Here is a 21,870-nt window from a genome sequence, read left to right on the forward strand (position 1 = left end):
GGCCGAGCAGGCGCGTGTCGCGTTCGAGTCCTTGTCAGGCGGCGCCCGCGAGGCGCAGCTTCGCGAACGCCTGCAGGCGGCCGAGGCCGAAGTCGCGCGTGCGGTCGTCCGCGCCACAGGCCGCGGCCTCGTGCTGGCCCGCCATGTCGAGCCCGGCGACACGGTCAAGCCCGGCGACCCGCTGCTCGACATCGCCCACGACGCGCCCGGCGAAATCCTGGTGCCGCTGGACGAGAAGCACCTGGCGCGCGTGCAGGTCGGCCAGTCGGCCACGTGCATCGCCGACGCGTTCCCCGATCGCCCGTTCGCCGCCACCGTGTTCCATGTCGCGCCCGGCGTCGACCCGGCGCGCGGCACCGTCGACGTGCGCCTGCGCATCGACCCCAAGGCCGACTTCGTGCGCCAGGACATGACCGCCACGGCCACCATCCACACCGGCAGCCGCGACAACACGATGGCCGTTCCCAACGACTCGCTGCTCGACGCCGCCGACGGTTCCGGCGAAGCCACCGTGCTGCGCGTGCGCGACGGCCGCGTGCAGCGCACGCAGGTTCGCCTGGGCCTGCGCGGCCTGGCCGCCAGCGAAGTGCTCGAAGGCCTGCAGGCCGGCGACCAGGTGGTGGCCGCCGGCGCACTCGACCCGGAGCAACTGCCTGCAGATGGCGAACGCGTGCGCATCGAGGGCCAGCCGCTGCCCGCTTCGGACACCGCTGCAAGCACCCATGGCGAATCGCCGCTGCCGTTCAACTGACGCATGTGGATCGAATCCACCATCGCGATGCGCTTCCTGCGCCAGGGTCGCGGTCAGACGCTGCTGATCCTGGTCGGTATCGCGGTGGGCGTGTCGGTGATCGTGTTCCTCACCGCACTGATCTCCGGGCTGCAGTCCAACATCGTCGAGCGCACGCTCGGCACCCAGTCGCACATCCGCATCGAAGCACCGCGCGAGATCAACCGCATCGCCGCGCCTGCGCCCGGCACCCTGCAACTCCTGCTCGAGGACCCGCGCCCGCAGGCCCTGCGGCCGATCGACAACTGGCTGGGCGTGCGCGGCGTGCTCGACCGCCTGCCCGGCGTCACCGCGGTGTCGCCGGTGGTCTCCGGCCCCGCGTTCGGCCGGCGCGGCAACGCCGTCGAATCGGTGGCCCTGGTCGGCGTCGACCTGCCGCGCTACCTGCGGGTGATCCCGCTGGACGAGAGCATGATCGACGGCCGCCTCGAAGTGGGTTCTGGCAACGCCGTCGTCGGCTCGCAGCTGGCCGAGAACCTGGGCCTGCGTGTGGGCGGCAAGCTGCGCCTGGATGGCGGCGACGGACGCGAGGCCATCGTCAACGTCGTCGGCATCTTCCAGCTCGGCGTGCGCGAGCTCGATGCGCGCTACGTCTACGTCGACCTGAAGCAGGCGCAATCGCTGCTCGCCCTGCCCGGCGGGGTCACCGTCGTCGACGTGACCGTGACCGAACTGTTCGAGGCCGACCGCATCGCCGCACGCATCCACGGCCTCACCGGCCTGCGCGCCGAAAGCTGGATGGAACTCAACACCCAGCTGATGAACGCCATCCGCTCGCAGAGCCTGGCCACGCGCATGATCAGCGTGTTCGTGGCATTGTCGGTGGCCCTGGGCATCGCCAGCGTGCTCGCCGTCAGCGTCACCCAGCGCACGCGCGAGATCGGCATTTTGCGCGCCATGGGCACGCGCCGGCGGCAGATGCTGCGCGTGTTTTTGTTCCAGGGCGCAGTGCTCGGCCTGGCCGGCTCGTCGGTGGGCGCGCTCGCCGGCTGGGGCATGGTCGGCGCCTTCAACGCCTTCGGCCCGCAGCTGTTCTACATCCCCATGCCGGCACTACTGATCCCCGCGGCGATGGCGCTGGCCACCGTTGCGGGCGTGGTGTCCGCAGCCGCGCCCGCCTCGCGCGCCTCGCGCATGGATCCGGTGGAGGCGATCCGCCATGGCTGACCCGCGCGAGGTGCTGCGCCTGGCCGACCTGCGCAAGTCCTACAACATCGGCCGGCCCAACGAGGTGGAAGTGCTGCACGGCCTGGACCTGTGCGTGGACAGCGAGGACTTCGCCGCCCTGGTCGGCCCCTCGGGCTCGGGCAAGAGCACCCTGCTCAACCTGATCGGCCTGCTCGACACGCCGACCGACGGCGAGATCCATCTGCTCGGCAAACCCACGCGGAAAATGGACGACGAGGCGCGCACCGCGCTGCGCGGCCAGAGCATCGGCTTCGTGTTCCAGTTCCACCACCTGATCGACGCCTTCACAGCGCTGGAGAACGTGCTGATGCCGACCATGGTCGCGCACGGACGTCCCGATCCAGCCACGCTCGACTTCGCCCGCTCCCTGCTCGCGGACGTCGGCCTGGAGAAGTTCGCCGACCGCCATCCCGGCGAACTCTCCGGCGGCCAGCAGCAGCGCGTGGCCATCGCCCGCGCGCTCATCACCCGGCCGGCCCTGCTGCTGGCCGACGAACCCACCGGCAACCTCGATACCAAGACGGCCGCCGAAGTGTTCGAGCTGCTGCGGCGCTTCAACCAGCAACATGGATGCGCCGTGCTCGTGGTCACCCACGACCCGCGGCTGTCGGAAACCTGCGACCGCACCATCACCCGGGTGGACGGCGAGATCGTGGGCGACGAGTCCCACCCGCGCGGCTGAATGCGTTCACCGCGCCGCGACGGCAGGGCCCGCATGCTGGCGCCCAACCGACATCAACGGAGCGCTCCCATGATCAAGTGGGCCATCATCTTCGCCATCATCGGCCTGGTCGCCGGCCTGCTCGGCTTCACCGGCGTCGCCGGTGCCGCCATGGGCATCGCCAAGTTCCTGTTCTGGGCCGCCGTCATCATCGCCGTCGTGCTGTTCGTGCTGGGGATGACGATTTACAAGAAGGTCACTTAGCAGTCTGCAATTCGCTGAGATCCTCATCGCCACCAATCAGCCATAGCTTCGGCTGCTCAAGCACGCGGACAATGAATCCATTGTCCGCCTCGAGACGTTTGCGCAGCTCGGCATGAGAAAAGATGGCGGGATTGATCTCCCGCCCGAGCTGCTCGAAGAGCGGATGCAGTACGCCCAACGCGTCGGCATAGGTCAGACCTTCGGATACCAGCATCAGGTCGATATCGCTTCCGGTCCTGTCGGTACCTTTCGCCACGGAGCCAAAAACGAAGGCGGCGTCGATGCGATCGGCAAAGGGTGCCAGCGCCTCGCGCAGCGGTGCAGCCAAGCCAAACGTTTTGCGGACGATGGCTACAAGCTCGTCGTGGATCGGACTGTCCGGATTGGCGCGGTAACGTTTCTGCTTGCCGACCTGTTCGATGCGCAACAGGCCGCTGCCAGCCAGACGCGCGATTTCACGCTGCACCGCCCCACTTCCCGCACCAGTGGCCTGGATCAACTCGCTGACACTCATGTCGCGCCCCGGCTGCCCGAACAGGAGGGACAGCACCCGTTGCTGCGTGCCGGTGAACAAGGCATCAGCCAAGCTGGCGCTCGCGTAGAGCGCCGCTGCTTCACTGATCCGGTTGGCCGACCTGTTGCCCATATTGGGCACATTAATGCCCAATTCGGGCAAATGCAAGCATCAGTCCTGCGACCGCCGCACCGCCAGGAATCGCGGATTGCGCAGCAGCGCCGCCGACACCAGCGAGACCAGCACCCCGACCGGGAAGATCTCGGCAAAGGTCATTGGCAGGCGGAACAACGGGTCGGCGTACTGCACCTTGAAGGCGTCCATCTCGACGCGCATCTTCGCCAGCGCCTCGGCACTCGCGCCCTGGGCGCGGGCGTTCTCGACCATGGCGTCGGAGTAGACCGTGGCGAAGTCCATCCGGGTCATCGCCTGCACCGCTTCCCACGCGACCACGTAGAAAACCCCGGCAATGAAGCTGATGCCCAGGCCGACGCCGAAGGCCGGCCAGAAGCCGATCACCCCGCCCAGGTCCACGTCGCGGTGGCGCTTGATGCCGACGAACACCGCAATGAGCGCGATCAGCATGGTCGCGTAGCCGATGACCATGCTCCAGGGCATCGGCGGGATGCCGTCGAAGCCGAGGAAGGTGGCGAACATGAACCCGGCGACGACCACGCCGGCGATCGCGCCGTATTTCAGGATGGTGTTGAGCATGTCGGACTCCCCTTGTGTTGGTGCAGCCATCTGGCCCCTGCCCCGGCCCGAAGGCAATCGCCCGAACGGGTGATTCCGGGCCTACGGTAGCAATCCCAGCTCCCGCGCACGACGGATCGCCTCGGTGCGGCGGCGCGCACCGAGCTTGGCGAAGAGATTGGCCAGGTGGGTCTTGACCGTGTTCGGCGAGACGTGGAGCCGCGCGGCGATCTCCTTGTTGGCGCGGCCGGCGGCCAGCTCGTGCAGGACCTCGAGCTCGCGCTCGCTCAGGCCGAGGGCCTCTCGGGCCCTGAGATTGCCGTCGAAGGGCGTCGGCGGCGGCGCGGCGAAGGCGCGGGCGCCGACGAAGATCCCCAGCGCCAGGAAGCCGGTCGCCACCAGGAACAGGTAGACGTCGCCCGGGTGCAGCCGCGCCAGGCGCTGGTAGTCGAGCCACTGCAGCGCGAGCGTGCCGAGGGCGAGGAGCGCGGCGTAGCCGAGGAGATGCTTCCAGGGGACCGTGCTCACGCCGCCATCCGATGCTCGTAATACGGGTGCCGGCGGTCGTCGAAGATCGCGTACAGCGCCGCGAGGTTGCCCGGCTCCGGGTTCAGCCAGGCGTCGATGTGCTCGGGCTTGATGTTGATGACGGTGCGGTCGTGGCCGGCGGCGGCGACCTCGGGCTCGGGCTCGTCGGTGATGGCGGCGAACGACAGCAGCTCCGGCTCGCCCTCGCCGCCGGTCCAGCGCGACCACAGGCAGGCGATCAGCATCTCCGAGCCGTCGCGCGGAGCGAACTCGAGGATGACGTTCTCCTCCTGCTCGCCCTCACGCAACTCGCGGCCCTCCATCCGGTGGCGCGGCACGTTCTCGTAGAAGCGCGAGGCGACCATCAGCCCGTGGGTCAGGCCGAACGCGTCCTTCCAGAACCCCTCGAGGTTGTCGCGACGGGCGTTGTACGTGCCCGGGAACTTGCGGTCGAAGAACGTCGGCTTGCCCGCCGGCCGGCACTGGTAACGCATCGGCTTGAGCACGCGCTGACCGTTCTCCCACACCAGCACCGGCGCATGCATGCCGGGGAAGATGCGGCTGTCGCGCGGCTCGGGCCGGGTGCGGCGCAGGTCCGCGAGCTTGCCCAGCGCCCACTCGATCTTCGAGGTGGCGATGCGCCGGTCCTCGAGCGCTTTCTTCGTGGTCTTCGACTGCAGGGTGCGCTCGGCATCGGCAAGGCGCTTCTTCTGCTTGAAGACCTCCTGCTCCAGCTTGCTGGCCACCTGGGCGTCATGCGCGTCGATCAGCGCCTTGATCTCGCGCTCCCAATCGCTGGCCGGGGCCAGGAACGCGGCATCCATGCCCTTGGGGATCTTCGCGCCGCTGCCGTTGGCGCGGTCAATGTACAGGCGCACGAAGGCGGCAATGTCGATGTCGGCGCCAAAGGCGCGGACGTAGCGCTGGTAGCTGGCTTCTATTTGGGCGGAGTAGCACATAGTCGGCCGACACTACAGCTCTACTCTTATGGTCGCGAAACGTGGTAATCGAACGCCAATGCCTTGCTGTAGGACGCTATAACGGGATTCCGATGCCGTAGATCATGCGCGACGGTACCGTGCGGGTGGCGGGCATTCGGCGGTGCGCAAACCACACTGTGTGCGTGCACGCATTCAGCAGAAAGCCCCGGGGTCCAGCTATGTTGTGAGCCGTGATGCGGCACTTGCATCACTCCTATGCTACCCCAGCGATCTATTCCAAAATGTTCCCGAACTTTCGCTAGCCTCGGCGAGGTAAATGAGTAGTCCCCGTTTAGGAGAATGGCGGGACGGAGAGGGCTTTCCGGCAACGATAGAGATTCGCTGACATGAGGAAAACTGCGAGCGAAGGCCCTGCACATCCTAAATTCACCGCGAACCAATGGCCGCCCAAGCACGACAAGTGACACGTCGTTTCTCTTCTCGCGACCAAAGTGCATGTCATACAAATTTCTTAGGGCTGATATCCAACCATCCTTAGGCCTACCGGAGAAAATTTCGTAGTCCTTCTGGATGACAGCCAGTTCCGCAGCTACCTCAGCCAAGGACGCTCCGGACTTTGCAGTTACGTCACCTTGCAAAGCGCAGTTGTAGAACATCAACTCATACAAGCCGCCGAGAAGCCAAGGGGCGCTATGTTGAGCAACTTCAATTCTGGAGGAGTCTTGATGCCATGCCTCATCGGTCTCCAACGGTCGGGTCAGAACATTGATTTCGACGCACTCATTGTTCAGATCCCCAGGCTCATTCGGATCAAGCTTAGGGCCAGGACCCACATCCTCTGAATCACCGCCTCGGACAACGATAATACGAGCAACCCGCTCACCCAAATCCCGGGATTCCAGGTAGCGAACTGGATTTAAAATCATCGCCGCAACATTGTGCGACGAATCCTCATCTTCAAGTTCAGCTTGTCCAGCTAGGTAGATTCGTGCCTGCAACGAAAGGTACGGAAGCACCAGAACCTTGACAGTCGCGGCCTGCAGCAACTCTTCCAGCCCCTCCACATGGTCGCGATCGAAATGTGAGACGCACACCACATCGATCGACCCACGAGCTTGTGGACGCCTACAGAACTGGGAAACAAGGTCGCGAATGTGGGTGGCCCTGTTTGAGCCACAATCGTAAATCCAAACAAAACCTTCGGACGATACGCTGCGGTTGATATGGGCCGAGAAGAAGGTTCCATGGCCCGCCGGATGGAAGTAATGACGAAAGTGGACCCATTTATCCATCGGTCTAACCTCGTGTGCCTGGATTTTGCAGGAGTTACTCGGCGGCAACTAACACCGCGGCAGCACGAACTCCTACTGACAGAAGTGCGAACTCGGCGTCGATTCGCACAATCGCAACAATTGCTCTCGAATCTCTGTAGGCGAGGACGCCAGATCAACCGTGGCAAATCGAATAGCGTGCCCTTGGATTACTACCGTTTCGTCAAACATTTTCCCGATTGCGGGATGCAGCAGCAATCCAATTGCGTGATCTGCAAGCGGATCACCGCGGCCAACCTGAGAGCGCAGGTAGGCGTAGATCTGGTACACGTATCCGCTGCGCAGGGATTTGTCTCGATACCAGCCGTCAGTCACGATCGACGTAAACTTGGTATCAATCACGATCCGCCGTCCGGTTGATGGGTGGTCGAGTACGACATCCGTTCTCATCGTCGGAAGAATCTTGTCAATTGCCTCCGTCTTCTGCTCAATTTGCCAACCCATCGTCCCGCCGCACTTCACTCCCCAGCCCTTGTAACGCAGCACTACTTCGTAGAAGCCGCCGATCGCTCGCTCGAACAAATGGCGCACCCATTTCGCTTCACGGTCTGGTAATGAAAGCGTACTAGAACCTGACGTTTCCGTAGGTAGCGCAAGATCCAACGCCAGTGTTGCGGCCGCCACCATAAACCGGTCTTCCGCATCGTTTCTTCCAAAACGATCGGTGCTCATCTGGGCGCGGGAGGGCGCCTCGCCAGACACGCCGGCCGCCCTCATCCCGTTAGCGAGCGCGCGACACCGATGGGAAGTGTCCTTCCTCCGGACGGTCCTCGAGATGGATTCCAGCGCCGCGCGGACGAAGCGATTGCGAGGCGTGTCGATAGTCAACTCATCAATTCGACATGCCACCATGCCGCGGTCGAAAAGGCGATGTCGTTCAGTTTTCAGGAGATCTATCCGACCCCGCACGCGACCAAGTACAGCATCTCGAGGCCGATAGTCTTGATTGAGGCTACGGCGCTGTCGCTCTTCGACCGCGTGCGCCAGTATCTTGGCGACCAGGTCCGGAAGATCGTCAGGGCTTTCCTCTAGGCCAACGTTCCCGATGCCGCGAGTTCGGAACAAGTCGGACGCATACAGCATCAGCAGCCACAAATTGCGTACTGGAATACGACCGATGTAGCCAGCATCTGCCGCCGGATCTTCGACAACCTCCGTGACCTCAATCATCACCAGTTCTGAAGGAGTTGAGCGCAAGCCTTCTGCGATTCGTCGGGAGCGTCGAACCAGTACTCTTCGAGCAGCGGCGCAATTTCAGTCTCCACGACCAGTTGAAACCAACTCCTCGTGCCTCCTGGCTCCAACTTGGAAGAGGGCGTCACGTAGCTGTGGCCGATCCGGAACTGCTTTCCCAGCCGCGAATCAGTCGCGATCTGCTCATTCAGCTTTTCAATGCGGTGCTCGATGTCAGTGACGACGGCGGGGTCGACGCCACACTGCTGTACGATCCATTCCCGCCATTTGGTTCCGAAATTAGGTTCCAGATCCACAAATGCGAAGCGCCGGCGCAACGCCAAATCGACCAGAGCCAGCGACCTGTCGGCAATGTTCATAGTGCCAACCACGTAAAGGTTCTCTGGAATGTGTACAGGGCGACGCTTGCCATCCGCATCCGGGTAGCAAAGCTCCAGCGCCTCGCTAGGCGTGCGTTTTCCCACCTCGAGGAGTGTCAAGAGTTCGCCGAAGATTTGTGCGGGATTGCCACGATTAATCTCCTCGATCACCATGACAAACTTCGACTCAGGCTTCCTTGACGCAGCTTTGATCGCTTCCATGAAGACGCCATCAGCCAACGACAACTTGCCCTCACCCGTAGGCCTCCAACCTCTGACAAAGTCCTCGTAGGACAGATTCGGGTGAAACTGCACCGCACGAACCTTGCTCTCGTCCTTTTCCCCCATAACCGCAAAGGCCAGGCGCTTAGCCAGCCATGTCTTGCCGGTCCCTGGTGGCCCTTGGAGAATCAGGTTCTTCTTGGTACGTAGCCGCTCTAGAAGTCGGTCGACTTCGCTTCGCTCAAGGAAGCATCCGTCCTTCAGGATATCGTCGGCTGAGTACGGCACAATCTGCACGGGAACCAGAGCATCCTCCGGCGGCGGTTCGTCGTCACTATCATCGGCATCGAACGCATCGGCTTCAGTGCCCAGAGGCTCCTCATCGGAAGGTTCCTTGTAACCCCACGCCTCCAGCGAAAGCTCGGGATATGAGTGAACTGGATATGAAGCTTCTTGGAAGCGCGGCTCTAGCACCCCCATTGCGGCTAGATAATCGGCTGCGTTGCAGCGCTTTTTAGGGCCATGGCGCCCAATCGGCACATTGAGCTTCTCACTCACGTATGCCCGGGAACCTTGATCAAGACTTAGGAACGCCCAAGGCCTGACCCAGTAGAGGCCGAAAGTCAGATTCCAGGCAACCGACCGACGTCCATTCGCATTGTCGAAGGCGGCGGCGAACTCCTCGCGAGCAAAGTCATCGTCCGCGTCTGCGTATGCGATGCCTGCGGTGAAAACATTCCAAAGTGAATCTATATGGTCCGGGGAGCGATTCATCTCGAACGGGAAGTACCAAGACTTCAAGTTGTTAAGCAAGGGGATGCCCTCGAACGTCTCCGGGACCGGTACGGTAACGCTCAGAAATTTGGCCAACTCAGTTGCGATGATCTTCCTGTTGGAATCTGTTATCCCTCGGTTGAAAAGCCCCATCGTTGTAAACGGGCAGATGTCCCGTACGAATCCCGTCGTACCATCGCTGTATCTGTCTTCCGCCAAATGCCCGAGCCCGTTGACACGCATCGAGATCTCTCGGATTCCTTTCACCAAGGCGGTTCTGTCTGCACGGTACGCCAGCAATTTGTCGGCCATTGCCTCATAGAATGCTGTCCACGCAAAGCGCTGCTTTAGCTCGACGGTGCCAAACCGCTCGCGCCAATAGGGAGCATTCCTGAACCGTTCAATGTCTTGTGGCTTTTCGTCAAATGCGAAGGCGATTAAGCCATCTGTATTCCACTCTCCAGGTAAAACGCGCCAGATCGTTCCTCGATGTGTGTAGAAGTACCACTCCCTGGGAGAGTCGGTCGTTGCCCAGTCAACTTTGATGCGCCGCCCATCATTCAAATTTTCGGTGATCGTTCCCGTTGCTTTGATTGCCATGACAGACACGGGATGTCCGCGATTATCGAACGGTAAGTCATGCTTACGTGTGTACGCCGCCTTGATCGCTATTCGATCTCCCGGCTTCATTGAGCGCACGAGCTCCAGGTACTTGTCTTCGTATCCATTTTCCCAAATGCCTTCAGCGATAAAGCGAGGCATCTGGTCATCTGTACCGCCAAACGTGGCACCGACAAACCAGGTAGCCCCCGACGGGCTGTCAATCCACGCGTTCATTCCTATGCCTCTCAGTAGTATTGCCGAATGTAGCTGTAGGCCTTTTCGAACAGCTCTTCATCCGCATGCAGCTTGTATTTGAAGAGGGCTTTGCGCAGGGCCTTCTTGACCTCACGCTCGCCGGCCTGCGTGCCTTGCCAGCCCGGGAATCGGACGAGGCGCACGATCTCGTCGATGTCCGCCACAACGCGTTCGACCATGATGGGCGTCTCGGCGGTCTTCACCTCGTTGAACAGCTCGGTCAGCGCCGCCTTTCCGCGATCCTCGTCCTCTTCGGGCGGGACCTCCTTCTCGGCTTGCAGCGTTTCCTTGGCGATTTCCAGCAAAGCTTTCAGAAACTCGACGCTGTTGATCTGACCGGACTCGAACCGGTCTTTCAGCGCATCGAGCCGTTCCGACAGCTTCTTGAACTTGGGGTGACCGCCATGCCCGCGCAGTCGGCGCTTGAGCTTGATCTCGATCTCCTTGGCTTTCTTGGGATCGGGGTTCGAGAGCACTGCCTCCAGTAGATCGGCGTCCAGCACCAGGGTGTCGAGGTCATCCCGCACCGCGTCGACATGCACGTTCTGGTGGATCAGCTCGATGGTCTTTGCGCCCAGCGAATGCCAGATCAGCTTGCCGTGGCCACTGGACGGCTGCACCGACTGGTACACCTGAGACAGCCACTTGTAGTCCTTCTCGAAGGGGCCCAGTACGGTGTCCGGTGACAGCGCCTCCCAAATCTTGTTGAGCACGCTGTACTCGGCGGCAAAGTTGTCTCGCATCTCGTTATTGGGCAAACACTGCTGCGCCGCGATCAGGCCCTCGTAGCCTTGCAAGCTGCGGTCGCAGCCAGCGAAGAAGGCAAGGCACTTCTGCATCGCCTCAGGCAGCTTGTCCTTCAGCTCCTGAATGTTGCTCACCACCTGCTTGACGCTCTGATCGTCGAATTCCAGCGCTGCTGCCACGTCATCAAATATGCCGAGGTAGTCCACGATCAGGCCGTGGGTCTTCTGCTCGGAATAGGTGCGGTTCACCCGGCAGATGGCTTGGAGCAGCGTGTGGTCACGCAGCGGCTTGTCCAGGTACATGGCCTGCAGGATGGGCGCGTCGAAGCCGGTCAGCAGCTTGGCCGTGACGATGATCAGCTTCAGCGGGTCGGCCGGGTCGCGGAAGCGATCCAGCAGGCGCTCTTCTTCATCGCGGCTTCGGTCGTAGGGCGCGTACTCTGGGTGCTCCTTCTTGTCCGCCGCCTGCACCGACATGACGATGTCAGTGGCCTCGGGCGGCAGCAGCTTGTCCAGCTCGGCCTTGAACAGCAGGCAGGACTCGCGGTCGAAGGTGACGATCTGGCCCTTGAAGCCGTTGGGCTCCACCTTGGTCTGGAAGTGCTCGACGATGTCCTCACAGACCTTGCGGATGCGCTCGGGCGTCTTCACCAGTACGGCCATCTTGGCGGCGGTCTTCGCGAGGTTGTCCTTGTCGAGATCCGAGAGGCCGCCGGTCAGGTCTTTGTATGCGGCATCCAGCGCTGCCTTGTCGATGTGCAGATCGATCAAGCGCGGTTCGAAGTGCAGTTTCAGTGTGGCACCGTCGCGGATCGACTCCTCGAAGCCGTACCGGCTCATGTAGCCTTTCTCGTCCTCGTCTGCACCAAAGGCGTAGAAGGTGTTGCGGTCGGCACGGTTGATCGGCGTACCGGTCAGGCCGAACAGAAACGCGTTAGGCAGGGCCTCGCGCATCTTGCGGCCCAGGTCGCCTTCCTGCGTGCGGTGGGCTTCGTCCACCAGGGCAATGATGTTGCTGCGGTCGTTCAGGCTGCCGGTGGCCTCACCAAACTTGAAGATCGTGGTGATGATGATCTTGCGCACGTCCTGCGCCAGCAACTGCTGCAGCTTCTCGCGGCTGTCCGCCTTTTCCAGGTTGGGAATGTCAGCGCCAGTGAAGGTGCCGGTGATCTGGGTATCCAAATCAATCCGATCCACCACGATCAGCACAGTGGGGTTCTTCAGGCCGGCATGCATGCGCAGCTTTTGCGCAGCGAAGACCATTAGCAGTGATTTGCCCGAGCCCTGGAAGTGCCAGATCAAGCCCTTCCTGGGGTAGCCCGCCAGCACGCGCTCGACGATCTTGTTGGCCGCCTCGTACTGCTGATAGCGGCAGATGATCTTGATGCGGCGCTTCTTTTTGTCCGTGGCAAACAGAGTGAAGCTGCCGAGGATGTCCAGCACCACATGCGGGCGCAACATGCTCTCAGCGGACAGCTTGAGCGACTTCAGCGGGTGGTGCTGACCATCCTTCCCATTGCCATCCAGATGCCACGGCCCCCAATCCTTGACCGGCAGGCCGATGGACCCGTAGTGGTAGGCCTTGCCCTCGGTGGCCACCGAGAACACGTTGCAGACGAAGAGCTCCGGCACGAACTTCTCATAGTCATCGTGCACCTGCACCGCAGCGTCGACCCAGCTGATGCACTTCTTGACCGGGGTCTTGGCCTCGATCAGTACCAGCGGCAGGCCATTCACCAGCAGCACCAGATCAGCCCGGCGTTCGGTGGGGCCAGCACGGTAGGTGTACTGCTGGGTGACGATGTAATGGTTCTGCGCCAGGTCATCCAAGTCGATCAACCGTACAGGCACATGCTCGTTGTTGTGGCCGAAAGGCATCGAGCGCTCACCACGCATCCATGCGGTCATCTCCTCGTTGGCGCGGATCAGACCATCCGAGCGCACCGACAGCACGATGGCGCGCAGTTTGTAGAGCACTTCGTCGGCACGGTCGGGCTGTGCGGCAATCTCGGGGTTCAGTCGGATCAGTGCGTCGCGCAGCCAGGGTTCGACCAGCACTTCCTGGATCTGACGCGGCACCTCAGACGGAGCAGCGTAGCGCCAGCCGATGCCTTTGGGGCTGGGCCCGTAGCTGGCTTGAGGTTCCTGGGCGGTGTTGGCCGGTACAGCCTTGATCGGGCCGGCGAGTAGATCGCGGACGTAGGCTTCGACGGTGTTAGATTCTGTAAAACTCATCTCGAAGCCCCCTCCATAAGAACTTGATTCCTTATCGCACTTGCTGTCTTTGCCCGCTTCTTGAGCTGTGGAATGGCCGCTACTACGGCGGATAAGGCTTCCACGATTGCCTTCTGTACATCAATCGATACGAGGGGGAAATTCATTTCCGCAAACCGCTGAACGCCCAAGTGCGCGATTGATGTTGTCTGTTTTGAAATTTGGACGAACCGAGATGTGTATTGGCAATACTGAAAGTAGTAATGCGCGAACTCTGACATCACCTCCGCATTTGGGCGGAATCGAATCAGCGTGTTTTGAAAGCAGCAGTCGGGGATGTCATCGCGGAATATCGCACTGCGGCCAACAAGCTCCCGACTTTGCCCTTCGTTCAGCAGAACATCTCCGCTCTGCAGCCTGAATGTCGCGAACTCACTCTCATTGAAGTCCATCTCATTGACATCACTCGTGTCGATGAAGCCATCGAACACATTTGCAACGCGCAGATACTTTCTTGTGTTTTTCCCGGTTTTGTATTTCGGTGACAACTGTCGGCCCATAAGTATTTGGCCCGCATCACGCGCTTTGACCCACCGACAATCGATCTCGGTTGCCAGAAAAGGAATTCGGACCGTACCGTCGCCCTGAAGTGCATCAAAGGTTTCGAATAGCAGTGACTTTCTCAGCTTCTCTGAATGGGTCGCGGCATCTTCGGCTGCTGTTCTTGCGGCCTCAGCGTTCAAAAGCAGACGTATTAGACGCTGCTGCTCATCCATCGGCGGGAGCATGAACTCAAAGTCCGCCAAACTCGTCCAGTTGGTGCGGGGGCTCAACGAGCCAGCTGATGTGCCTACCGCGTGATCAAAAAAGGCATCGGTCTGGCAAATGAATGGCAGCAGCTCCGGCAGCAAAACCTGCGCGTCCTTGGTTTCCAACACATAGATGTCACCGGAGCACACCCCAGAGAAATCCGCCACGGCCACCTTGCGCTGGTAAGCGCGTCGCTTGCCGAACAGCACCTGCCCTGGTTGAAATACGCTGGTGAAGGTCACGCCGTCGGCGACGCTGCCCCAACTGCGGATGCGCAAGTCACCGGGTTCGAGATGTTCCAGACCGACGTAGCGTTCAATACCATCGGCCAGCGGATCTTGGCTGCGGGCTTTCGAGAGGCGCACCACGTCGCCGAATTTCACCCGACGCCAGCCGGGCTTCAGGGTTTTATTGTTCTTGTCAGACACGCTCGATGTCCTCCGTAATCAGTCCATCCAGCGTTTCCACCAGCGCGTCCATCTGTTGCCAGAACGCGCGACCATCGGTTTGCCATTGGTCCCAGGCAGAGCGCAGCGATACCGCGTCACCATTGCTGTCGGTGGCAATGGCGGCGGCAATGCGCTTCACGTACAGCGGGATCGACAGGTTGCCGGCATTGGCGCCGATTTCGGCCAGGGTGGCGACCTTGGCGAAACCGGGCACGTCCGCAAAGATCTTGTATGCGGTCAGGATGCGCTGCTGGTGCTCGGGCTTGAGAAAGCTCTGCGCCCGTTCCCGGGTGACCTCGTTCACCGCGTCGATGAAGATCACCTTCCCCTTGCGAGCGGCGGCTTTCTTACGGTTGCAGATGACGATGCACGACTCCATCGGGGAGTTGTAGAACAGGTTGGGGCCCAAGCCGATGACGGCCTCGACCCAGTCCTGCTCGACCATCTTGGCGCGCATGACCTGTTCTTCATTACGGAACAGCACACCGTGGGGCCAGAGCACGGCACTACGCCCCTTGGCGGTTAGGCTGGTCAGGATGTGCTGCTGGAAGGCGTAGTCGGCGCGGCCCTGCGGCGGCGTACCCAGCGAGTTGCGGCCCCACTTGTCACTGCTCCAGGCCTCGCGATTCCACTGCTTGATGGAGTACGGCGGGTTGGCCAGGATCACATCGAACTGGCGCAAGCGGTCGCCTTCGATGTGCTTGGGTTCGGCCAGGGTGTCGCCCCGGATGATTTCGAAGTCCTCCACGCCGTGCAGGAACAGGTTCATGCGGGCGATGGATGAGGTGATGAGGTTGCGCTCTTGCCCGTAAAGCTTGAGCGTTCGGTATTCGCCACCCGAGCGCTTCACTTCGTCCAGCGCCGAAATCAGCATGCCGCCGGTACCGCAAGTGGGGTCGTAGATCGACTCGCCCGCCTGCGGGCTGAGCAGTTGCGTCATCAGGTGGACGACGGTGCGGTTGGTGTAGAACTCGGCTGCCGTGTGGCCGGAATCGTCCGCGAACTTCTTGATCAGGTATTCGTAGGCGTTGCCCAGCTCATCCTCGGGGACGTTGGCCACCGAGAGTGTCTGTGTCGAAAAGTGCTCGATCAGGTTTTTCAGCGTTTCATCGGGCAGGCGCTCGCGGTTGGTCCATGGCGCATCACCGAAGATGCCGTCGAGCAGATCCGGGTTGGCCGTCTCGATGGCGCGCATGGCCTTCTGGATGGCTGCGCCCACGTTCTTGGGTGCTTGGCGTACATCGTTCCAATGGGCACCTGCAGGGATCTGGAAGCGGTGGTTCTCGGCAAACTGGGCATAGGAGAGGTCGCCCTTCGAGTTGGCCAGGGCCGCCTGGTATTCCTCCTCCCACACATCCGACACGCGCTTGTAGAACAGCAACGGGAAGATGAACTGCTTGTAGTCACCCGCGTCGATGAGGCCGCGCAGCAGCACGGCGGCGCCCCAGAGGTAGCTTTCGAGTTCTTGTTGGCTGATGCGTTTGGTGCTACGAGCTTTCTCTTGTTCCATCTGGGCAAACTTTTCCTTCAGTCGAGCGCGCGCAGCATTAGCCAGTTCTTCAGTAAAGATCTTGTTGTCTTTGAATGGGCGGTCCGAACTCATTGCAGCCATCCCCCTTCAGTCATGACCTGCGCGAGCCGCTCTTCGGCTTCACGGCAGCGGGTGAGCGCGTCCTTGAATGCCGCGATGGCATCGGGCAGCGGTGGGATGTCTTCTTGCAATGGCGGCAGGACATAGCGCGAAATGTTCAGCGTCCAGTCTTCGGCCTTGATCTCGTCGAGGCCGACCACCCGGGCCGCGTCCTGCACATCGGCAAAGCCGCGATACCAGCCGAGGATTTCGGTGGCGTGCTCGGGCTCCAGATAGTTTTGCGCGCGGCCCCGGCGGAACAGGCGCGACGCATCGGCGATCAGTACCTTCTTCTTGTGCTTGGCCGGCTTGCGCTTGCGCAGAATCAGGATGCACGCGGCGAGTCCGGTGCCGTAGAAAAGGTTGGGCGCCAAGCCGATCACCGCCTCGACCAGATCCATCTCCAGCAGCTTCTGGCGGATGTTGCCTTCCACACCTTTGCGGAACAGGGCGCCCTGGGGCAGCACCACGGCCATCCGACCGCTGACGTCGGCCATCGACTTGACCATGTGCTGCACCCACGCGAAGTCACCGCTGGATGAAGGCGGCAGACCGGCAAAATTGCGGCCGAAGGGATCGTTCAGCCACAGGTCCTCGCCCCACTTTTCCAGCGAAAACGGCGGATTGGCGATGACGCAGTCGAAGGTGGCCAGCCGGTCGCCTTCGAAGAAGGCTGGGTTGCGCAGCGTGTCGCCGCGCACCACCTGGAAGTCCTCGATGCCGTGGAGAAACAGGTTCATCCGCGCGATGGATGAGGTGGTGAGGTTCTTCTCTTGCCCATACAACTTGCCCCACAGGCGCTTCACGTCACCATGCTGTTCCTTCACGTGCTGCACGGCGGCCAGCAACATGCCACCAGTGCCGCAGGCCGGGTCGTAGATGGTCTCGGCTTCTTTGGGGTCGAGCATGTCGATCATCAGCCGCACGACGCTGCGCGGGGTGTAGAACTCGCCGGCTTTCTTGTTGGTGGCGTCGGCGAACTTCTTGATCAGGTATTCGTAGGCGTCGCCGAGCAGGTCCGAGTTGACGTTCTTGTTGCCGAACGGCAGCTTGGAGAAATGCTCGATCAGGTCCTTGAGCAAGGCATCGGACAGCCGCTCCTTGTTTGACCACTGGGCATCGCCGAACACGCCGTACAGGGTGTCGGGGTTGGCTTTCTCAATCTCGCGCATCGCGCGCTGAAGGGCCGTCCCGACATTGCTGGCCTTGGTGCGAACGTCGTTCCAGTGGCAGTCTTCCGGGATTTGGAAGCGGTGCGACTCCGGAAACCAGGCCAGTTGCTCGTCGCCGGTCTCATCCACAATCTCCTGGTACTCCTCGTCCCAGACGTCGCAGATGCGCTTGAAGAACAGCAGCGGGAAGATGTAGGTCTTGAAGTCAGCCGCATCTACCGGGCCACGCAGGATGTTGGCTGACTCCCAGAGGTGGCTTTCGAGCTGGCTGAGTGTGACGTGCCTACTATTCAATGATTCATTCCCCTTGGCGTATGGATCCCACGCGGGGACGCAATAGAACGCCGATCCGTCGATGGTGCGTTTAGCCTTTCAACAAGGGTGAGACGCAAATAAAGCGAATCAACTTATGACATCGGCAACTTCAACCCCATCTCCCCCGCACACTCCCGAGCGATGTCGTAACCTGCATCCGCATGCCGCATTACCCCGGTCCCAGGATCATTCCAAAGCACCCGCGCAATCCGCTTATCCGCTTCAGGCGTGCCATCGCAAACGATCACCACGCCGCTGTGCTGCGAGTACCCCATCCCCACGCCCCCTCCATGGTGTAACGACACCCACGTCGCTCCACCGGCCACATTGAGCATGGCGTTGAGCAACGGCCAGTCGGAGACGGCGTCGCTGCCGTCCTTCATCGCCTCGGTCTCGCGGTTCGGCGAGGCCACCGAGCCCGAGTCCAGGTGGTCGCGGCCGATCACCACCGGCGCCTTCAGCTCGCCGTTGCGCACCATCTCGTTGAACGCCAGGCCGAGCTTGTGGCGCTGGCCGAGGCCGACCCAGCAGATGCGCGCGGGCAGGCCCTGGAAGGAAATCCGCTTCCTGGCCATGTCCAGCCAGTTGTGCAGGTGCTTGTCGTCGGGGATCAATTCCTTGACCTTGGCGTCGGTCTTATGGATGTCCTCCGGGTCGCCGGACAGCGCCACCCAGCGGAACGGGCCGATGCCGCGGCAGAACAGCGGGCGCACGTAGGCGGGTACGAAACCGGGGAAGTCGAACGCGTTCTTGCAACCTTCGTCGAAGGCCATCTGCCGGATGTTATTGCCGTAGTCGAAGGTGGGGATGCCCTGCTTCTGGAACGCGAGCATCGCTTCCACGTGCACGCGCATGGACTGCTTCGCTTCGTCGCGCACGCGCTGCGGGTCGTTCTTCTGCGCGTCCAGCCATTGCTCCACGCTCCAGCCGATCGGCAGATAGCCGTGCACGGGGTCGTGGGCGCTCGTCTGGTCGGTGACGGCATCCGGGCGGACACCGCGCTTCACCATCTCCGGCAGCACTTCGGCGGCGTTGCCGAGCAGCGCGATGGACTTGGCCTGCCCGGCCGCCGTGTACTTCGCGATCCGCGCCAGCGCATCGTCGAGGTCGCTGGCCTGCTCATCCACGTAGCGGGTGCGAAGGCGCATGTCGATGCGACTCTGCTGGCACTCGATGTTCAGCGAGCACGCGCCGGCCAGCGACGCCGCCAGCGGCTGGGCGCCGCCCATGCCGCCCAGGCCGGCGGTCAGGATCCACTTGCCGGTGAGGTCGCCGCCGTAGTGCTGGCGGCCCATCTCGACGAAGGTCTCGTAGGTGCCCTGCACGATGCCCTGGCTGCCGATGTAGATCCAGGAGCCGGCCGTCATCTGGCCGTACATCATCAGCCCCTTGGCATCGAGCTCGTTGAAGTGCTCCCAGGTGGCCCAGTGCGGCACCAGGTTGGAGTTGGCGATCAGCACCCGCGGGGCATCGGCGTGGGTCGGGAAGATGCCGACCGGCTTGCCGGACTGCACCAGCAGGGTCTCGTCGTCGCCCAGGGTCTTGAGCGAGGCGATGATGGCGTCGTAGCAGTCCCAGTCGCGGGCGGCGCGGCCGATGCCGCCGTAGACCACCAGCTCGGCCGGGTTCTCGGCCACGTCCGGATCCAGGTTGTTCTGGAGCATGCGGAACGGGGCCTCGGTGAGCCAGGACTTGCAGGTCAGGCCGGGGCCGCGGGGGGCGCGGATGTGGCGGGAGGGGTCGTTGCGGTTGCTCATGACGGTGCCGGCAGGTGCGTGAATGCGAAGCCCCGATTATGGCAGGCGCGGCCGCCGTCGCCGCCGGAACCGCTTTCGCTGGTGCCCCGTGTCGTGTTATTCAAGGAGTGTTCATCCCGTCACCCATCCTGTTTCCAACCCACCCGTTCCCGGAGTTCCCAGATGAAGTGGATTGCTTCCCTCGCCGCCGGCCTGGTCTTTGCCGGGGCTGCTGTCGCCCAGAATGCGCCGGCTGCCCCGGAGGCGGCTATCCCGACTTACATCACCGCGTCGCTGGCCCTGCCGATGCGCGGCGACGACGTCTATGACGACAGCCGCCGCGAGATCGCGCAGATCATGGCGTTCTCCGAGGTCAAGGCAGGCGACACCGTGCTCGAGCTCGTGCCGGGCAGCGGCTACTGGAGCAAGGTCTTCAGTGCCATCGTCGGCCCGATGGGCAAGGTCTACCTGGCCGTGCCGACGCCGATGGAGAAATACTCCGAAGCGACCAAGTCGCTGCCGTCGCGCTTGGCCAACACCCAGCTGCTGCTGCAGCCGGCCGACGCGCTGTCCGCGCCGACCCCGGTCGACGTCGTGTTCACCTCGCAGAACTACCACGACTATCCACTGTCGTTCATGGGCCCGACCGATCCGGCCGTGCTCAACAAGGCGGTGTTCGACATGCTCAACCCGGGTGGCGTCTACATCATCATCGACCACGCCGCCCAGGACGGTTCGGGCCTGCGCGACGCCGACAGCCTGCACCGCATCGACCCGCAGCTGGTCCGCCAGCAGGTCGAGGCCGCCGGCTTCGAGTTCGTCGGCCAGAGCGATGCGCTGAGCAACCCGGTCGATGACCGCACGCTGTCGGTGTTCAACGACGAGATCCGCGGCTACACCGACCAGTTCATCTACAAGTTCCGCAAGCCCGCGCAGTGATCGGGCTTGTCCGGCAGGGCGGCCTGGCCGCCCTGCTGTTGCTGCTGGCAGCCTGCGCGAGCCGCCCTGTCATCCTGGTTTCCGTCGACGGCCTGCGGGCCGATGCCATCGGCAGCGGCACCATGCCCACGCTCGATGCACTCGCCGCCGCCGGCGTGCATGCCGACGGGATGAAGCCGTCTTATCCGACGCTGACATTCCCCAACCACTACACCCTGGTCACCGGGCTGCGTCCGGATCGCCATGGCATCGTCAACAACACGATGCTCGATCCCGAGCTTGGCCGCTTCTCGTTGCGCGACCGCGATGCCGTCGGCGATGCACGCTGGTGGGGCGGCAAGCCTGCCTGGGTGACGTTGCAGGAGCATGGTGGGCGCGCAGCCACGATGTACTGGCCGGGCTCCGAGGCGCCGATCGCGGGCCAGTACCCGAGCGACTGGCGACCGTTCGATGCCCGGGTCACCGCCGCCGAGCGTGTCGACCAGGTACTGGCCTGGCTCGATCGCAAGCCGTCGCACCGTCCGCGGCTGCTGACCCTGTATTTCGACGAAGTCGACCACGAGGAGCACGCCTGGGGCCCAGGCTCGGTGCAGGCATTGGCGGCACAAGCCAATGTCGACGCGGCGCTGGCGCGGCTGCTCGCCGGGCTGGAGGCGCGCGGCATCCGCGACGGAGTCGACCTGATCGTCGTGTCGGACCACGGCATGGCCGGGGTGCCGCCGGACCAGCGCGAGTACATCGACGACTGGCTGGCCGCGAAGGGACTGACGATCGACGCGGTCGACGTAGTCACGCGTGGCTCGTCGATGGGCGTGAACCCTGCCGAAGATGCAGAAGCTGACGCGGTGGAAGGCGCGCTCACCGGCCGCCACGAACATGCCGAGTGCTGGCGCAGGCAGGACCTGCCGGCGCAATGGCACTACGGCAGCCACCCGCGGGTGCCGGCAATCGTGTGCCAGGCCGATGTCGGTTGGCTGCTCATGGTGCGGCGCCCGGGCGAGCGCGTTGGCACGCATCGCACCGGTGCGCACGGCTTCGCGCCGGAGTTGCCGGAAATGCGCGCGGTGTTCGTGGCCGACGGCCCGAGCTTCGCCGACGGCGTGCGCATTCCGGTGTTCGACAATGTCGATGTCTATCCGCTGCTGATGCACCTGCTCCAGGTGCCGGCCGAACCCAACGACGGCGACTTGCGGACGTTCGAACGCGTCCTGCATTGATGTCCGAAAACGGCGAGTCCGGGCCCCGGTGCGGTGCTAGCCTGCACCCATGGCCCTCGCTGCCCCCATCGACCACGACGCCTCCCTGCCCTCGCCGCAGGCCTGCGAGCGTGCGCGGCTGAGCCGCGATCCGCGCTTCGACGGGTTGTTCTTCACCGCGGTGCGCAGCACGGGCATCTATTGCCGGCCGGTGTGCCCGGCGCCGACGCCGAAGCGGGAGAACATCGCCTATTTCGGCAACGCTGCGGCGGCCGAGGCCGCCGGTTTCCGACCGTGCCTGCGCTGCCGGCCGGAGCTGTCGCCGGGCGATGGCGCCTGGCGCCGC

General features: G+C 62.7%; 18 protein-coding genes and 1 pseudogene. 7 read left to right on the forward strand and 12 right to left on the reverse strand.

The window, feature by feature from the left end; translation table 11 throughout:
• The 4 genes from QAA18_RS03360 to QAA18_RS03375 form a co-directional block, all read left to right on the forward strand.
• A partial coding sequence (locus tag QAA18_RS03360; RefSeq protein WP_279411007.1) for an efflux RND transporter periplasmic adaptor subunit occupies positions 1-751 on the forward strand: 751 nt, incomplete at its 5' end.
• 3 nt (positions 752-754) lie between these two features.
• Complete coding sequence (locus QAA18_RS03365) at positions 755-1,957, forward strand: FtsX-like permease family protein (protein WP_279411009.1); 1,203 nt, start codon at positions 755-757, stop codon at positions 1,955-1,957.
• Positions 1,950-2,660: an ABC transporter ATP-binding protein gene (locus QAA18_RS03370; protein WP_279411011.1), complete on the forward strand. Its 711-nt coding sequence runs from the start codon at positions 1,950-1,952 to the stop codon at positions 2,658-2,660. The genes QAA18_RS03365 and QAA18_RS03370 overlap by 8 nt, the downstream gene beginning before the upstream one ends.
• Before the next feature lie 69 nt (positions 2,661-2,729).
• Complete coding sequence (locus QAA18_RS03375) at positions 2,730-2,903, forward strand: DUF1328 domain-containing protein (protein ID WP_279411013.1); 174 nt, start codon at positions 2,730-2,732, stop codon at positions 2,901-2,903.
• Here QAA18_RS03375 and QAA18_RS03380 read toward each other — a convergent pair.
• The 12 genes and pseudogenes from QAA18_RS03380 to hutU all read right to left on the reverse strand — a co-directional run bounded on the left by QAA18_RS03380 (position 2,896) and on the right by hutU (position 19,410).
• Positions 2,896-3,585, reverse strand: coding sequence for a nucleotidyltransferase domain-containing protein (locus tag QAA18_RS03380; RefSeq protein ID WP_279411014.1), 690 nt, complete (start codon positions 3,583-3,585; stop codon positions 2,896-2,898). The two genes, QAA18_RS03375 and QAA18_RS03380, sit on opposite strands and share 8 nt — an antisense overlap.
• Before the next feature lie 3 nt (positions 3,586-3,588).
• Positions 3,589-4,131 carry a DUF4199 domain-containing protein gene (locus tag QAA18_RS03385; RefSeq protein WP_279411015.1) on the reverse strand — a complete coding sequence of 181 codons (543 nt, stop codon included), beginning with the start codon at positions 4,129-4,131 and terminating at the stop codon, positions 3,589-3,591.
• 81 nt (positions 4,132-4,212) lie between these two features.
• Positions 4,213-4,398: pseudogene (locus tag QAA18_RS12895) on the reverse strand (response regulator transcription factor); the annotation flags it as partial.
• A 236-nt stretch (positions 4,399-4,634) separates the two neighbouring features.
• Positions 4,635-5,597 carry an SOS response-associated peptidase family protein gene (locus QAA18_RS03395; RefSeq protein WP_279411018.1) on the reverse strand — a complete coding sequence of 321 codons (963 nt, stop codon included), beginning with the start codon at positions 5,595-5,597 and terminating at the stop codon, positions 4,635-4,637.
• A 26-nt stretch (positions 5,598-5,623) separates the two neighbouring features.
• The gene (locus QAA18_RS03400) at positions 5,624-6,871 is read right to left on the reverse strand and encodes a hypothetical protein (protein ID WP_279411019.1); all 1,248 of its coding nucleotides are present in this window, start codon (positions 6,869-6,871) and stop codon (positions 5,624-5,626) included.
• Positions 6,872-6,943: 72 nt separating this feature from the next.
• Positions 6,944-8,080 (reverse strand): 5-methylcytosine-specific restriction endonuclease system specificity protein McrC, encoded by a 1,137-nt coding sequence (gene mcrC, locus QAA18_RS03405; RefSeq protein ID WP_279411021.1) that lies wholly within the window; start codon positions 8,078-8,080, stop codon positions 6,944-6,946.
• Complete coding sequence (locus QAA18_RS03410) at positions 8,080-10,296, reverse strand: AAA family ATPase (protein ID WP_279411022.1); 2,217 nt, start codon at positions 10,294-10,296, stop codon at positions 8,080-8,082. Before QAA18_RS03410 ends, mcrC begins: the two co-directional genes overlap by 1 nt.
• 11 nt (positions 10,297-10,307) lie before the next feature.
• Positions 10,308-13,298 (reverse strand): type I restriction endonuclease subunit R, encoded by a 2,991-nt coding sequence (locus QAA18_RS03415; RefSeq protein ID WP_279411023.1) that lies wholly within the window; start codon positions 13,296-13,298, stop codon positions 10,308-10,310.
• The gene (locus QAA18_RS03420; RefSeq protein ID WP_279411024.1) at positions 13,295-14,515 is read right to left on the reverse strand and encodes a restriction endonuclease subunit S; all 1,221 of its coding nucleotides are present in this window, start codon (positions 14,513-14,515) and stop codon (positions 13,295-13,297) included. The genes QAA18_RS03415 and QAA18_RS03420 overlap by 4 nt, the downstream gene beginning before the upstream one ends.
• Entirely contained in the window at positions 14,508-16,139 is a 1,632-nt protein-coding gene (locus tag QAA18_RS03425; protein WP_279411025.1) for a class I SAM-dependent DNA methyltransferase, read from the reverse strand. The genes QAA18_RS03420 and QAA18_RS03425 overlap by 8 nt, the downstream gene beginning before the upstream one ends.
• The gene (locus QAA18_RS03430; RefSeq protein WP_279411027.1) at positions 16,136-17,632 is read right to left on the reverse strand and encodes a class I SAM-dependent DNA methyltransferase; all 1,497 of its coding nucleotides are present in this window, start codon (positions 17,630-17,632) and stop codon (positions 16,136-16,138) included. Before QAA18_RS03430 ends, QAA18_RS03425 begins: the two co-directional genes overlap by 4 nt.
• A 113-nt stretch (positions 17,633-17,745) precedes the next feature.
• Positions 17,746-19,410: a urocanate hydratase gene (gene hutU, locus QAA18_RS03435; protein WP_279411029.1), complete on the reverse strand. Its 1,665-nt coding sequence runs from the start codon at positions 19,408-19,410 to the stop codon at positions 17,746-17,748.
• Positions 19,411-19,572: 162 nt separating this feature from the next.
• Between hutU and QAA18_RS03440 the strand changes: the two genes are divergently transcribed.
• The 3 genes from QAA18_RS03440 to QAA18_RS03450 form a co-directional block, all read left to right on the forward strand.
• Positions 19,573-20,328, forward strand: coding sequence for a methyltransferase (locus QAA18_RS03440; protein WP_279411030.1), 756 nt, complete (start codon positions 19,573-19,575; stop codon positions 20,326-20,328).
• Positions 20,325-21,545 carry an ectonucleotide pyrophosphatase/phosphodiesterase gene (locus QAA18_RS03445; protein WP_279411031.1) on the forward strand — a complete coding sequence of 407 codons (1,221 nt, stop codon included), beginning with the start codon at positions 20,325-20,327 and terminating at the stop codon, positions 21,543-21,545. The genes QAA18_RS03440 and QAA18_RS03445 overlap by 4 nt, the downstream gene beginning before the upstream one ends.
• Positions 21,546-21,594: 49 nt before the next feature.
• The coding region (locus QAA18_RS03450) for an Ada metal-binding domain-containing protein (protein ID WP_279411032.1) at positions 21,595-21,870 on the forward strand (276 nt) is incomplete at its 3' end.

The sequence above is a fragment of the Luteimonas sp. 8-5 genome, from assembly GCF_029763755.1.
Taxonomy (GTDB): domain Bacteria; phylum Pseudomonadota; class Gammaproteobacteria; order Xanthomonadales; family Xanthomonadaceae; genus Cognatiluteimonas.